This window comes from Mycolicibacterium lacusdiani, from assembly GCF_021916785.1.
In the GTDB taxonomy this organism is placed as follows: Bacteria; Actinomycetota; Actinomycetes; order Mycobacteriales; family Mycobacteriaceae; genus Mycobacterium; species Mycobacterium lacusdiani.
The window spans coordinates 911923-924867 of the sequence record NZ_JAKCFC010000001.1; the positions used below are offsets into that span (position 1 = coordinate 911923).

Sequence of the window (12945 nt, forward strand, 5' to 3'; positions counted from 1 at the left end):
GTTGACATGCAGCATTCCGCATGTATTCTGACTTCTAATGAAAACCGTTTCCAGTTTGGCAGATCACTCGCAGGGCGGTCCGGAGCACGGCGGCCACGAGCACCACGGCCACGACGGGCCGCCGCCGCTCGACCTGCCGCCGCGCGAGGTCCTCGACTCCGCGGGCGAGCTGCTGCGAGCGCTGGCCGCGCCCGTCCGCATCGCGATCGTCCTGCAGCTGCGGGAGTCCTCGCGGTGCGTTCACGAACTCGTCGACTCGCTCGAGGTGCCGCAGCCACTGGTCAGCCAGCACCTGCGGATCCTCAAGTCGGCAGGCGTCGTCGCAGGCGAACGGTCCGGACGCGAGGTGTACTACCGCCTCGTCGACCACCATCTGTGCGACATCGTGCTCGCCGCCGTGGACCACTCCGCCGAGGATCGCGCATGACGGGCGTCGCGGTTCGGTCGACGAAGCAGCGCGCCGCCATTGCGGCACTGCTCGAGAACGTCGACGAATTCCGCTCCGCGCAGGAACTGCACGACGAGCTGCGCCGCCGCGGCGAGGGCATCGGCCTGACCACGGTGTACCGGACGTTGCAGACCATGGCCGCCTCCGGGCTCGTCGACAGCCTGCGCACCGACACCGGCGAATCGGTCTACCGGCGCTGCTCCGCCCACCATCACCACCACCTGGTGTGCCGCGGGTGCGGAACCGCCGTCGAGGTGCAGGGCGGTGCGGCCGAGAAGTGGGCCGCCGACGTGGCGCGCGAACACGGCTTCACCGACGTCACGCACACCATCGAGATCTTCGGCGTGTGCGGTGACTGCGTGCCCGCCGACTCAGCCGGTTAGCGCCGCGCGCACGTCGACCCCGGCGGACAGCACCAGCATCACCAGCGTGCGCAGCGCCTCGTCGCCGAGGCCCGCTGCCGGGAAGTTGTAGCGCAGCATCACGTCGGCGACCTTCTTGGCGCCCGTCTTTCGCGTCGCCGATGCCTTCGTCGCACCGTTGGCCGGCGACTCCACCAGCTTCTCCACTAGCACCACCGAGCCCAGCATCGTGCGACCGGCGTGCTCGACGACGCGTTCACGCGTCTTGTTGGTCAACGGCAGATCCCACGCCAACGGCTGTGACAGCGACACCATCTCGAGGCCGTCGGCGATCGTCACGACCCGGATCGACGCGACGGTGCCGGCATGACTGACCGTCAGGCCCTCGTCATCCTCCTCGAGCACCGTCGTGACGTCGCGGAGTACCGACGACAGCCGTTCCAGCAGCGACATCAGGCTCTACCGAAGCGACGATTGCGGTTGACGTACTCCATGCAGGCCTCCCACAGGTCGCGGCGGTCGTAGTCCGGCCACAGCTTGTCCTGGAAGACGAACTCGGCGTACGCCGCCTGCCAGATCAGGAAGTTGCTGGCCCGCTGCTCCCCCGACGTCCTGATGAATAGGTCGACGTCGGGGATGTCGGCACGGTGCAGGTGCTTGGCGAACGTCGCCTCGCCGATCCGGTTGGGGTTGATCTTGCCCTCGGCCGCCAACTGCGCGAGTTCCCTTGTTGCCTCGACGATCTCGGTCCGGCCGCCGTAGTTCACGCAGTAGTTGATCGTGATGACGTCATTGCCGACGGTCATCTGCTCGGCGATGTCGAACTCCTTGATGACGCTGCGCCACATTCGCGGCCGCGAGCCCACCCAGCGCATCCGCACGCCCATCGCGTTGAGGTTCTCCCGGCGGCGCCGCACGACCTCGCGGTTGAAGCCCATCAGGAAGCGGACCTCCTCGGTGCTGCGCTTCCAGTTCTCGGTGGAGAACGCATACACCGTGAGGTGCTTGACGCCGATCTCGATGGCACCGCAGGTGATGTCGATCAGCACCGCCTCGCCCATCTTGTGGCCCTCCGTGCGGCCGAGACCGCGCTGAGTCGCCCAGCGGCCGTTGCCGTCCATCACCACCGCGACGTGCTGGGGCACCTGACCTTCCGGGATCTGCGGCGCCGACGCCTTGGACGGATGCTGCGGCGGACGCGAGAACCTGCCGTTCGTGCCCGGCGGCAGCTCGGGGAACGGCACGGGCCACGTGGACTTGTCCGGAAAGGTCGGGTAGTCCTCAGGCGCTGGAGGCAGTTGTGGGTAGGTCTCCTTGCCCGCGCCCCGCATCAAAGCCATGGGACTCATCCTGCCCGACCAGAGGAATCCGGCGTCCGTCGACCGTGGCGGTGACCGCGGCGTCGACCCGGTACACCCGTTCCACCAGCGGCAACGTCCGCATTTGGCGTTCCAGGTGCCACTGCAGGTGTGCGGCCACCAGACCGCTCGCCTGGCTGCGGTGCGCCGGCGTGGACGCTTCGGCCACGTCCCAGTCCCCGTCGTGCAACGCGGCCATCAGGTCCACCACGCCCTGGGGCGGCGTGATCGACCCCGACGGACGGCAGTGCATGCAGACGCTCCCACCGGCGGCGACGTGGAACGCCCGGTGCGGCCCAGGGGTGGCGCACCGCGCGCACTCGACGAGCGCAGGCGCCCAGCCCGCAATCGACATGGCCCGCAGCAGGTATGCGTCCAGAACCAACTCGCGAGCCCGGGCGCCGTCGGCCACGGCCCGCAGCGCCGCCACGGTGAGCCGGTGCAGGGCAGGCGCCGGGGCATGCTCCTCGCCTGCGATCCGCTCGGCGGTCTCCAACACCGCGCACCCGGAGGTGTAGCGGCCGTAGTCGCTGACGATGTCGGTGGCGAAGGCGTCGATGGCCTGCACCTGGGTGACGATGTCGAGGTTGCGTCCCGGGTGCAGCTGCACGTCGATGTGCGCGAACGGCTCGAGCCGGGCACCGAACTTGCTGCGGGTACGGCGAACGCCCTTGGCGACGGCGCGCACCAAACCGTGGTCGCGGGTGAGCAACGTCACGATCCGGTCGGCCTCGCCGAGCTTGTGCTGCCGCAGCACCACTGCTCGATCCCGGTACAACCGCATCGCTCCAGTCTTGCACCAGACGGTGACGTCGTCGGCGAGGCCGGACCGTGATTTACGACCGATATTCTCGAACCAACATGGTTCTGACTCCACCCAAGGCATCCGCCAAGCGTTCGTCCGCCTCTCGATTTCCCACGCTGACGCAGCAGCTGTTCCAGCTCGCCAGCGGCCAAACCACATCCGAGAAGCTGGTCAGACACTCGTTGGACGCGATTGCCGCGAGCCAGCCCACCCTCAACGCCTTCCGCGTCGTCCTCGCCGAACAGGCCATCGCCGACGCCCGCAAGGCTGACCGGATGCGCGCAGGCGGCCAGTACCTGCCGCTGCTCGGCATCCCGCTCGCAGTCAAGGACGACGTCGACGTCGCGGGGGTGCCGACGCGCTTCGGCACGGCAGGCGACCCGCTTCCCGCCACCGCCGACAGCGAGGTGGTCCGTCGGCTGCGCGCCGCGGGTGCGGTCATCGTCGGCAAGACCAACACCTGCGAACTCGGCCAGTGGCCGTTCACCAGCGGACCGGGCTTCGGGCACACCAGGAACCCCTGGTCGCGACAGCACTCACCCGGCGGCTCGTCGGGCGGCAGCGCGGCGGCGGTGGCCGCGGGTCTGGTGACGGCGGCCATCGGCTCCGACGGCGCGGGCAGCGTGCGCATCCCCGCGGCGTGGACCCACCTCGTCGGCATCAAGCCGCAGCGCGGCCGCATCTCGACGTGGCCGCTGCCCGAGGCGTTCAACGGCATCACCGTCAACGGCGTGCTCGCGCGGACGGTGACCGACGCGGCACTGGTGCTCGATGCGGCGTCGGGCAACGTCGACGGCGACCTGCACCGGCCACCACCCATCCGCGCGACGGACCACGTCGCACAGGCGCCCGGTCAGCTGACCGTGGCGATGTCGACCGAGTTCCCGTTCACCCTCTTCCGCGCGAAGCTGCACCCCGAAATCCGCGCCGCGATGGCGACCGTCGCGAACCAGCTCGAGGAACTGGGGCACACCGTGCGGACCGCGAACCCCGACTACGGCGTGCGCATGTCGTGGGACTTCCTGTCCCGCTCGACGTCGGGTCTGCTCGATTGGGCCGACCGGCTCGGACCGCTCGTCGAGTGGGAGGAGCGCACGACGGCCAACATGCGGACCGGACGGCTGCTGTCGGAGCAGGTGCTGCGCAAGGCCCGCCGGCGCGAGGCGGAGGCGCAGCGACGGATCGGGTGGATCTTCAATCTCGCTGACGTGGTCCTCGCCCCGACCACAGCGATGCCGCCACCCGGCGTGCACGACTACGACGGCCGCGGCGGGTTGGCAACGGACCGCGCGATGATCCGCGAGTGCCCGGTGACCTGGCCGTGGAATCTATTGGGCTGGCCGTCGATCAGCATCCCAGCGGGTTTCACCTCTGACGGGCTGCCGATCGGGGTGCAGCTGATGGGTCCGGCCAACAGCGAGCCGCTGCTGATCTCGCTGGCGGCCGAACTCGAGGTCGTGGGCAACTGGGCCACCCGCCAGCCCGACCCGTGGTGGGCCGAGCCGGCCTGACCCGCGGAGCCTAGAAGCCCAGTCGGCCCAGCTGTTTCGGGTCGCGCTGCCAGTTCTTGGCGATCTTGACGCGCAGTTCCAGGTACACCTTCGTGCCGAGCAGTTTCTCGATCTGGGTGCGCGCGGCGGTGCCGACCTCGCGGAGACGGGCGCCGCCCTTGCCGATGATGATGCCCTTCTGGCTGTCGCGCTCGACGTAGAGGATCGCGTGCACGTCGATCAGGTCGTCACGGCCCTCGCGTTCGTTCACCTCGTCGATGACGACGGCCAGCGAGTGCGGCAGCTCGTCGCGGACGCCCTCGAGCGCGGCCTCCCGGATGAGTTCGGCCATGAGGACTTCCTCGGGCTCGTCGGTCAGCTCGCCGTCGGGATAGAACGCCGGGCCGGGCGGCAGCTGGGCGACCAGCACGTCGATCAGCACGTCGAGCTGCTCCCCCGCCGTTGCCGACACCGGCACGATCTCCGCTGTGCCGCCTGTCAATTCGCTCACCGCGATCAGCTGAGCGGCGACCTTCTCCCGCGACACCTTGTCGGTCTTGGTGACGACGACGACGAACGTGGTCCGCGGCGCGACGTCACGGATCTGTTGGTAGATCCAACGATCCCCGGGGCCGATGGTCTCGTCGGCGGGAATGCACATCCCGATCACGTCGACTTCGGAGTACGTCCCCTTCACCAGTTCGTTGAGGCGTTGCCCCAGCAGTGTGCGGGGACGGTGCAGACCGGGGGTGTCGACGAGCACGATCTGGAAGTCGTCGCGGTGGACGATTCCGCGGATCGTGTGCCGCGTGGTCTGCGGGCGGTTGGACGTGATCGCCACCTTCTCGCCGACCAGCGCGTTGGTGAGCGTCGACTTGCCGGTGTTGGGCCGGCCCACGAAGCAGACGAAACCAGAACGGAATTCGGTCACGAGAGCCTCATAGCGGCGTGCCCGCCCGGTCGGTCACGATCACCGAGGCGTCGGCGGACATCTCGCGTACGGCGGCCACTCCGGCATCGTCGTCCGAACCGCCCACCAGCACGGCGGCTTCGAGGCCGACGGCGCCGCTGGACACGGCGGCGGCGACCGCGACCTGCAGTGCCGTAAGGGTCAACGCTTCGAGGGTGACGGGAGCACCTGCGTACGTGCGGCCGTCGAGATCGCGGACGGCGGCACCGTTGCCCGCCTCGGCTCGCGCCATCGCCCCACGGGCGAGTACGACGAGCTTGGCGTCCTCGGCGTCGAGTTCGCTCACTCGAATTCCCCTCTCATCAGTCCTCATCGTCGTCGCCTTCACCGTTGCCGTCGCCGTCGGTGCGGGTGACCAGCACGGTGCCGACGCGCACCCGGCCGCGATGGTCGCGGCCGCCCTCGGCGCGCAGTCGCAGTGGGCCCCATGCCACCTCGGCGCCCGGCAGCGGAACCCTGCCCAGTTCGTGGGCGAGCAACCCGCCGACGGTGTCGACGTCGTCGAGGTCGCTGTTGATGTCGAGCCCGTCGAACAGCTCTTCCAGGTCGTCCAGCGGAACCCGGGCCGAGACCCGGAACTGATTGTCGCCGAGATCTTCCCAAGGCTGGACTTCGTCGGTGTCGTACTCGTCGGCGATCTCGCCGACGATCTCCTCCAGGACGTCTTCGATGGTGGCCAGTCCGGCGATGGCACCGTATTCGTCGACCAGGAGCGTCATGTGGTTCCGGTCGCGCTGCATCTCGCGCAGCAGCTCGTCGAGCGGCTTGGAGTCCGGCACGAAGACCGCGGGACGCATGACGTCGGACACCTTGGTGTCGCGGCCCCCGTTGGTCGAGTAGTAGGTCTGCTCGACGAGGTCCTTGAGGAAGACGACACCCACGACGTCGTCGACGTTCTCGCCGATGACCGGTATGCGCGAGTGCCCACTGCGCACCGCGAGCGACGTGGCCTGGCCGGCCGTCTTGTCGGCTTCGATCCACACCATCTCGGTGCGCGGCACCATGATCTCGCGCACGGCGGTGTCGCCGAGTTCGAAGACCGACTGGATCATCCGGCGCTCGTCGTCGGCCACCACGCCGCTCTGCTGGGCGAGGTCGACGACCTCACGCAGCTCGATCTCGGAGGCGAACGGTCCGTTGCGGAAGCCGCGACCGGGGGTCAGCGCGTTGCCGAGCAGGACGAGCAGGCGGCTGATCGGGGTCAGCAGCACCGAGATCGCCTGCAGCGGAAGGGCCGCCACCAATGCGATCGAGTAGGCGTTCTGACGGCCTACCGTGCGTGGGCCCACGCCGATCGCCACGAAGCTGACCACCACCATGATCGCCGCCGCGGCCACCAATCCCCAACCGAAGCCGAGCCGTTCCGCCAGATAGGCGACCAGCATGACGGTCGCGATGGTTTCGCACGTGATGCGCAGCAGGACGACGAGGTTGATGTACCGCGGCCGGTCGTGCATGAGCCGCGCCAGACGGGCGGCACCGGGGCGTTCGTCGCGGACGAGTTCTTCGACCCGCGCCATCGACACGGTGCTCACTGCAGCGTCGACGGCCGCGAACAGCCCGCCGACGAAGATCAGCGCGATGGCCCCGAGCAGGGGCGTCAGGCCCGTCACGATTGATCGTAGAAGCGCGACTCGTCGAGCAGTCTTCGGTCGCGTTCGGTCTGCCGTTCCCGGTGATATTCGTCCACTTGGGCGGCGACCCACTCCTCGAGCAGTTCGCGTTGCAAGGCGAACATCTCCTTCTCTTCATCGGGTTCGGCGTGGTCGTAGCCCAACAGGTGCAGCACGCCGTGCACGGTCAGTAGCGCGAGTTCCTGGCCGAGCGAATGCCCGGCCGTCTCGGCTTGTTTGGCGGCGAACTCGGGGCACAGCACGATGTCGCCGAGCATGGACGGGCCCGGTTCGGGGGCGTCGGGCCGTCCGCCTGGTTCGAGTTCGTCCATCGGGAAGCTCATGACGTCGGTGGGACCGGGCAGGTCCATCCACCGCATGTGCAGGTCGGCCATCGCGGCGGTGTCGAGCAGCACCATCGACAACTCGGCCGCCGGGTTGACGTCCATCCGCTCGATGACGAACTTGGCGACGCTGATCAGCTCGGTCTCCGAGACGTCCAGCCCGGACTCGTTCGATACCTCGATGCTCACCGGCGCGGCCTGCCCGCATTCGCCCGGCGCTGTGAACGGTTCAGCGCACCCGAGTCCTCGTGCCTGGCATAGGCGTCCACGATCTCGGCCACCAGGCGGTGCCGCACGACGTCGGCGCTGGTGAGTTCGGCGATGTGAATGTCGCTGATGCCATCGAGGATGTCTACCGCGGCACGCAGACCCGAGCGGGCGCCGCCGGGCAGGTCGATCTGGGTGGTGTCACCCGTGACGACGATCTTCGATCCAAATCCCAAGCGGGTCAGGAACATCTTCATCTGCTCGGCAGTGGTGTTCTGCGCCTCGTCGAGCACCACGAAGGCGTCGTTCAACGAGCGGCCACGCATGTACGCCAGGGGCGCAACCTCGATGACGCCCGTGCTCACCAGCTTCGGGATCAGTTCGGCGTCCATCATGTCGTGCAGTGCGTCGTACAGCGGACGCAGATACGGATCGATCTTCTCGCTCAACGTTCCGGGCAGGAAGCCAAGGCGCTCACCGGCTTCCACGGCGGGCCGGGTCAGGATGATGCGCGAGACCTGCTTGCTCTGCAGCGCGCTGACCGCCTTCGCCATCGCGAGGTACGTCTTGCCAGTACCGGCGGGGCCGATGCCGAACACGATGGTGTGCTTGTCGATCGCGTCGACGTAGTGCTTCTGGTTCAGCGTCTTGGGGCGGATCGTCTTGCCGCGCCGCGACAGGATGTCCAGCGTCAGGACGTCGGCAGGCGATTCGGAGCCCGACCCCATCAGCATCGACACCGTGTGGCGAACTGCATCGGGAGTGAGGGTCTGACCGCTCGACACCACGGCCATGAGTTCGGTGAGCGCACGTTCGGCGAGGGCGACGTCGGCGGGCTCACCAGAGAGCGTCAGCGCATTGCCTCGCGCATGCACGTCGGCGGTGAGCAGGCCCTCCAGCGCACGCAGGTTCTCGTCGGCAGAGCCGAGTAGGCCCACGACCAGGTCCGGCGGCACGTTGATGTTGCTGCGTACGGGGTTGCTGCTTCGTACCGACGACGAGGCAGCGTTCGTCTCGCGGGGCGTCACGTGGAGTTCAGTGCCTGCTTCCTGGGTTGGCGTGCGTGTCTGTTGCGAGTTTACCGCTGGTCACTGCCACGCCCCAATGGATAACGGGCGGCTTCGTCATCGCCACCTGGGCGTCAGCACGCCGAGCGCCCCCAGCGCGACGGCCGCGGCGGTCGACGTCCGCAGCACCGACGGGCCCAGCACCACCGCGGTGGCACCCGCGCCGGTCAACGCGGCGATCTCACCGTCGCTGATCCCGCCCTCGGGCCCGACCAGCAGGAACACCCTGTCGGCGGATGCGAGCCGGCCGGTCAGCGTGGGCCCGGTGATCGGTTCGGTGGCCGACTCGTGCAGCGCCAGCACCACCGCGCCCGCGGCGACCTCGGTCGCGACCATGGTCACCAGCTGGGCGGACGACACGACGGACTCGACGGCCGGGACGTAGGGCCTGCGCGACTGCCGGGCGGCCGACCGGGCCACCGCGCCCCACCTGCGCAGCCCCTTGTCGGCCTTCGCCGCGTCCCAGCGCGCCACGCAGCGCTCGGCCCGCCACGCCAGGAACGCATCGGCGCCCGCTTCGGTGGCCAGCTCGACGGCCAGTTCGGCGCGGTCTGACTTCGGCAGCGCCTGCACGACGGTCACGGTGGGCTTCGGTGGATCGATCGTGCGCAGGGTCTCGATGCGAGCGGACAGCCTGCCCTTGGTCACGTCGTCGACGACGCAGTGCGCCACGGTGCCCGCGCCGTCGCCGACGTCGATGCGTTCACCGACGCGGATTCGCCGCACGTTCGCGGCGTGGAACCCCTCGTCACCGTCGACGACGACGGACTCGGCGCCCTCGGGCAGCTCGTCGACGTAGAACAGCGCGCTGCTCACAAGCGATGCCGCTTCACGTTCATACGCGCGTCAGCGACCGGTGAACGTCTCGCGCAGCCGGCTGAACAGGCCGCCGTTCGCGGTGGGCCCGGCATTCGTGGACTTCACCTCGGCGACGTCGCGCACGCGGTGGTCCTTGATCTTGCGCAATAGATCGGTGTCCGTGTGGTCGAGCCGCGACGGCACGACGACCTCGATGTGGACGTGCAGATCGCCACGCACGCCCGACCGCAGGTGCGGCATGCCGTGCCCGCGCAGCGTGGTCACCGTGCCAGGCTGCGTGCCGGGAGCGATCGTGATGTCGGTCGGCCCGCTGAGGATCGCGTCGACGCTGACGGTCGTGCCCAGTGCCGCGTCGACCATGGGCACCGAGACCGTGCAGTGCAGGTCGTCGCCGTCGCGAACGAACACCTCGTGCTGCTGTTCGTGCACCTCGACGTACAGGTCACCTGCAGGCCCGCCGCCCGGGCCGACCTCGCCCTGGGCCGCCAGCCGCACCCGCATGCCCTCGCCGACGCCTGCGGGGATCTTGACGCTGACCTCACGACGGGCCCGCACGCGCCCGTCGCCGCCGCAGCGGTGGCAGGGGTCGGGAATCGTCTCGCCGACCCCGGCGCACACCGGGCAGGGCCGGGTGGTCATGACCTGGCCTAGCAGCGACCGCTGCACGGTCTGCACCTCGCCCTGGCCGTGACAGGTGTCGCACGTGACCGGGGTCGAGTCGCCGTGGGTGCCCTTGCCCTGGCACACGTCGCACAGGATCGCGGTGTCGACGGTGACCTGCTTGGTCACGCCCGTCGCGCACTCGGTGAGGTCCAGACGCATTCGCAGCAGCGAGTCCGAGCCGGGTCGCACCCGGCCGACCGGACCACGGCCGCCGCCGGCACCGCCGCCGAAGAAGGCCTCGAAGACGTCACCCAGCCCACCGAAGCCGCTGAAGCCGTTGCCTGCGCCGCCCATGCCGCCGGACTCCATGGGATCGCCACCCATGTCGACGATCCGGCGCCGATCGGGGTCGGTCAGCACCTCGTAGGCCAGCTTGACCTCGGCGAACTGTTCGGTCGCATCGGGGTTGACGTCGGGATGTAGCTCGCGCACCAGTCGTCGGTACGCGCGCTTGATGTCCGAATCACTCGCGCCCTTGCTCAAACCGAGCAACCCGTAATAATCGCGTGCCACGCCAAACCCTTCCAAGAAAACTTCAAGCCGCTCGCGCGGTCCGAATTCGCACCCCTAGCGGGTGCCCAAGACTTCGCCTATGTAGAGAGCAACCGCCGCGACGTTGGCGATGGTTCCCGGATAGTCCATCCGTGTGGGTCCGACCACACCCATGCCGCCGTACACCTTGCCCAGCGAGCCATAGGTAGTGCTGACAACCGAGGTACCGGCCATTTGTTCGGCCTCGGTTTCCTGCCCGATGCGTACCGTGACCTTACCGGCTTGCTGCTGGGCGGCGAGCAACCGCAGGACGACCACCTGCTCCTCGAGCGCCTCGAGCACCGAGCGCAGTGACCCGCCGAAGTCGGCGGTGTTGCGGGTCAGGTTCGCGGTGCCGCCGAGCAGGAGGCGTTCCTCCTTGTGTTCGACGAGGGTCTCGACCAGGACGGTGGCGGCGCGGCCCACGGCATCGCCCAGGCCGCCGTGGCCGTCGAGCTGCGAGGCGAGGTCGGCGACGTTCACCGACGCCGTCGACAGCGGCTTGCCTTCCAGCGCCTGGCCGAGCCGCTCGCGGAGCTGTGAGAGCTGGTGTTCGTCGAGGGCGTCGCCGAGTTCGACGATGCGCTGATCGACGCGGCCGGTGTCGGTGATCACGACGAGCAGCAACCGGGCAGGCGTCAGGGCGACGACCTCGAGATGACGCACCGTCGACGTCGTCAGGGTCGGGTACTGGACGATCGCGACCTGGCGGGTCAGCTGCGCGAGCAGCCGTACCGCGCGGCGCAGGACGTCGTCGAGGTCGACGCCGTCTTCGAGGAACTTCAGGATGGCGCGCCGTTCGCTGCTGGACAGCGGCTTGACGTCGTGCAGCCGGTCGACGAACTCGCGATACCCCTTCTCGGTGGGCACGCGGCCCGAACTCGTGTGCGGCTGGGCGATGTAGCCCTCGGCTTCGAGGACCGCCATGTCGTTGCGCACCGTGGCGCTGGAAACGCCGAGGTTGTGCCGCTCGACCAGCGTCTTGGAGCCGATCGGCTCCTTCGTGGTCACGAAATCGGCGACGATGGCGCGCAACACTTCGAAACGCCGGTCATCGGCACTACTCATGCGTTCACCTACCTCACCTAGAAGCGAACCTTCATTTTACGGTGACCAGCGACGTTGCCGGCGGGCGGCAGACCGATCGGGCCGCCAGCATGCCCGGGACAACATCGCCTAGGAGCACTAACCTCGTTCCCATGCCGACGCCGACGTCACGGACTCCTCCACCAGTGACGGCCCGCACGTGATCTTCAAGGGCGTCCGCGACGGCAAGCCCTATCCCGAGCACGGCCTGTCCCATCGGCAGTGGGCACAGATCCCGCCGCGGCAGATCCGACTCGACGAATTGGTCACCACGACGACGGTGCTGGCGCTCGACCGGCTGCTATCGGAGGATTCGACGTTCTACGGCGACCTGTTCCCGCACGCGGTGCGCTGGCAGGGCACGGTGTACCTGGAGGACGGTCTGCACCGCGCCGTGCGCTCCGCGCTGCGCAATCGGACCGTGCTGCACGCCCGCGTGTACGACATGGACCAGCCGTTCGAGCACCAGACCGGGCCCACCCACATCTAATTCCCGCGAGCGTGCGTGTCTGCGGGCGACACGCCGCGCCCCGACCCGAGTTCACGCACGCTCGCCGCCGATCCGACCAGGACCGCCACGGCCGTAACCGTCTGCCAGGCATAGATCGTGTAGACGCTCCCCCGCTCCCACGCGCCCACCGGCGGCACCGCGGAGACGACCACGGCCAGGCACGCGAGCCCGACCACGCCCAGCACCACCGACATCGCCCGGTACGCGCGAAACCCGGGCCGCAGCGCCCACGCGCCGGCCAGCACGGTGGCGTTGCCGCCGCCGATCGCCATCGCGGCGCCAATCCCGTGCCAGGGCGACGGAGTTCCGCTGTGCACCAGCGCGACCAGAACGTTGCCCACCCCGTTGCACACGGCGAACGCCAGGAACAGCGGCGCCTTCCGGCCACGGCACAGCAGCCAGCCACCGAGGGGCAGCGCCACCGCCTGCACCAGGAACGCCAAGTTCATCAACGCCGATCGCGGCGAGATGTCGGGTTGACCCAGGGAGCTGATGTAGTGGTGGGCGTAGTCGTACCCAGGCACGGCCGCAGCGGCGACGGCCTCGGTCACGAAGTACACGACCGCCGAGGCGATCCAGAGCGCTGCTCCGATGCGGGCTGTCACCCGGTCAGCCTACGGACCGGGCGGGCACTCATTCCGCCCGCGAGCGTGCGCGAACTCGGGTCTGAA

16 protein-coding genes are annotated in these 12945 nt (G+C 68.9%); 4 read left to right on the top strand and 12 right to left on the bottom strand.

All coding sequences use genetic code 11. The annotated features are described in order from the left end of the window. Positions 1-37 precede the first annotated feature (37 nt). Together LOK44_RS04450 and LOK44_RS04455 are read left to right on the top strand one after the other, a co-directional pair. Positions 38-427 (top strand): ArsR/SmtB family transcription factor, encoded by a 390-nt coding sequence (locus LOK44_RS04450; protein ID WP_237568809.1) that lies wholly within the window; start codon positions 38-40, stop codon positions 425-427. Continuing rightward, on the top strand, positions 424-831 hold the full coding sequence (locus LOK44_RS04455; protein ID WP_163924418.1) for a Fur family transcriptional regulator: 408 nt from the start codon (positions 424-426) through the stop codon (positions 829-831). The genes LOK44_RS04450 and LOK44_RS04455 overlap by 4 nt, the downstream gene beginning before the upstream one ends. On the opposite strand, the gene LOK44_RS04460 is transcribed toward LOK44_RS04455, so the two are convergent. Genes LOK44_RS04460 through recO form a run of 3 tightly spaced genes read right to left on the bottom strand, consistent with a single transcriptional unit; the run spans position 820 to position 2952 of the window. Next, a complete protein-coding gene (locus LOK44_RS04460) occupies positions 820-1266 on the bottom strand; it encodes a hypothetical protein (protein WP_237568974.1) in 447 nt (148 codons plus the stop codon). The two genes, LOK44_RS04455 and LOK44_RS04460, sit on opposite strands and share 12 nt — an antisense overlap. Further along, positions 1263-2150, bottom strand: a complete 888-nt coding sequence (locus LOK44_RS04465) for a decaprenyl diphosphate synthase (protein ID WP_237568810.1) — start codon at positions 2148-2150, stop codon at positions 1263-1265. The genes LOK44_RS04460 and LOK44_RS04465 overlap by 4 nt, the downstream gene beginning before the upstream one ends. Next, positions 2092-2952 carry a DNA repair protein RecO gene (recO, locus tag LOK44_RS04470; protein WP_163924417.1) on the bottom strand — a complete coding sequence of 287 codons (861 nt, stop codon included), beginning with the start codon at positions 2950-2952 and terminating at the stop codon, positions 2092-2094. Before recO ends, LOK44_RS04465 begins: the two co-directional genes overlap by 59 nt. Before the next feature lie 77 nt (positions 2953-3029). Between recO and LOK44_RS04475 the strand changes: the two genes are divergently transcribed. Next, a complete protein-coding gene (locus LOK44_RS04475; RefSeq protein WP_237568811.1) occupies positions 3030-4484 on the top strand; it encodes an amidase in 1455 nt (484 codons plus the stop codon). Between the two features lie 10 nt (positions 4485-4494). Here LOK44_RS04475 and era read toward each other — a convergent pair whose 3' ends face one another. The 8 genes from era to hrcA form a co-directional block, all read right to left on the bottom strand. Beyond that, entirely contained in the window at positions 4495-5394 is a 900-nt protein-coding gene (gene era, locus LOK44_RS04480; protein WP_237568812.1) for a GTPase Era, read from the bottom strand. 7 nt (positions 5395-5401) lie between these two features. Then, positions 5402-5719, bottom strand: a complete 318-nt coding sequence (locus LOK44_RS04485) for a cytidine deaminase-like protein (RefSeq protein WP_237568813.1) — start codon at positions 5717-5719, stop codon at positions 5402-5404. Positions 5720-5735: 16 nt separating this feature from the next. Beyond that, on the bottom strand, positions 5736-7046 hold the full coding sequence (locus LOK44_RS04490; RefSeq protein ID WP_237568814.1) for a hemolysin family protein: 1311 nt from the start codon (positions 7044-7046) through the stop codon (positions 5736-5738). Next, positions 7043-7579: an rRNA maturation RNase YbeY gene (gene ybeY / locus LOK44_RS04495; protein ID WP_163924412.1), complete on the bottom strand. Its 537-nt coding sequence runs from the start codon at positions 7577-7579 to the stop codon at positions 7043-7045. Before ybeY ends, LOK44_RS04490 begins: the two co-directional genes overlap by 4 nt. After that, the gene (locus LOK44_RS04500; RefSeq protein WP_237568815.1) at positions 7576-8625 is read right to left on the bottom strand and encodes a PhoH family protein; all 1050 of its coding nucleotides are present in this window, start codon (positions 8623-8625) and stop codon (positions 7576-7578) included. The genes ybeY and LOK44_RS04500 overlap by 4 nt, the downstream gene beginning before the upstream one ends. A gap of 96 nt (positions 8626-8721) precedes the next feature. Continuing rightward, positions 8722-9480, bottom strand: a complete 759-nt coding sequence (locus LOK44_RS04505; RefSeq protein ID WP_237568816.1) for a 16S rRNA (uracil(1498)-N(3))-methyltransferase — start codon at positions 9478-9480, stop codon at positions 8722-8724. A 30-nt stretch (positions 9481-9510) separates the two neighbouring features. Next, positions 9511-10659, bottom strand: coding sequence for a molecular chaperone DnaJ (gene dnaJ, locus LOK44_RS04510; RefSeq protein WP_237568817.1), 1149 nt, complete (start codon positions 10657-10659; stop codon positions 9511-9513). Between the two features lie 54 nt (positions 10660-10713). Further along, entirely contained in the window at positions 10714-11745 is a 1032-nt protein-coding gene (gene hrcA, locus LOK44_RS04515) for a heat-inducible transcriptional repressor HrcA (protein ID WP_237568818.1), read from the bottom strand. A 178-nt stretch (positions 11746-11923) separates the two neighbouring features. On the opposite strand from hrcA, the gene LOK44_RS04520 reads away from it, so the two are divergent. Next, positions 11924-12253 carry a type II toxin-antitoxin system VapB family antitoxin gene (locus LOK44_RS04520; protein WP_237568819.1) on the top strand — a complete coding sequence of 110 codons (330 nt, stop codon included), beginning with the start codon at positions 11924-11926 and terminating at the stop codon, positions 12251-12253. On the opposite strand, the gene LOK44_RS04525 is transcribed toward LOK44_RS04520, so the two are convergent. Then, positions 12250-12879 (bottom strand): DUF998 domain-containing protein, encoded by a 630-nt coding sequence (locus LOK44_RS04525; RefSeq protein WP_237568820.1) that lies wholly within the window; start codon positions 12877-12879, stop codon positions 12250-12252. The genes LOK44_RS04520 and LOK44_RS04525 overlap by 4 nt on opposite strands. Positions 12880-12945 lie beyond the last annotated feature (66 nt).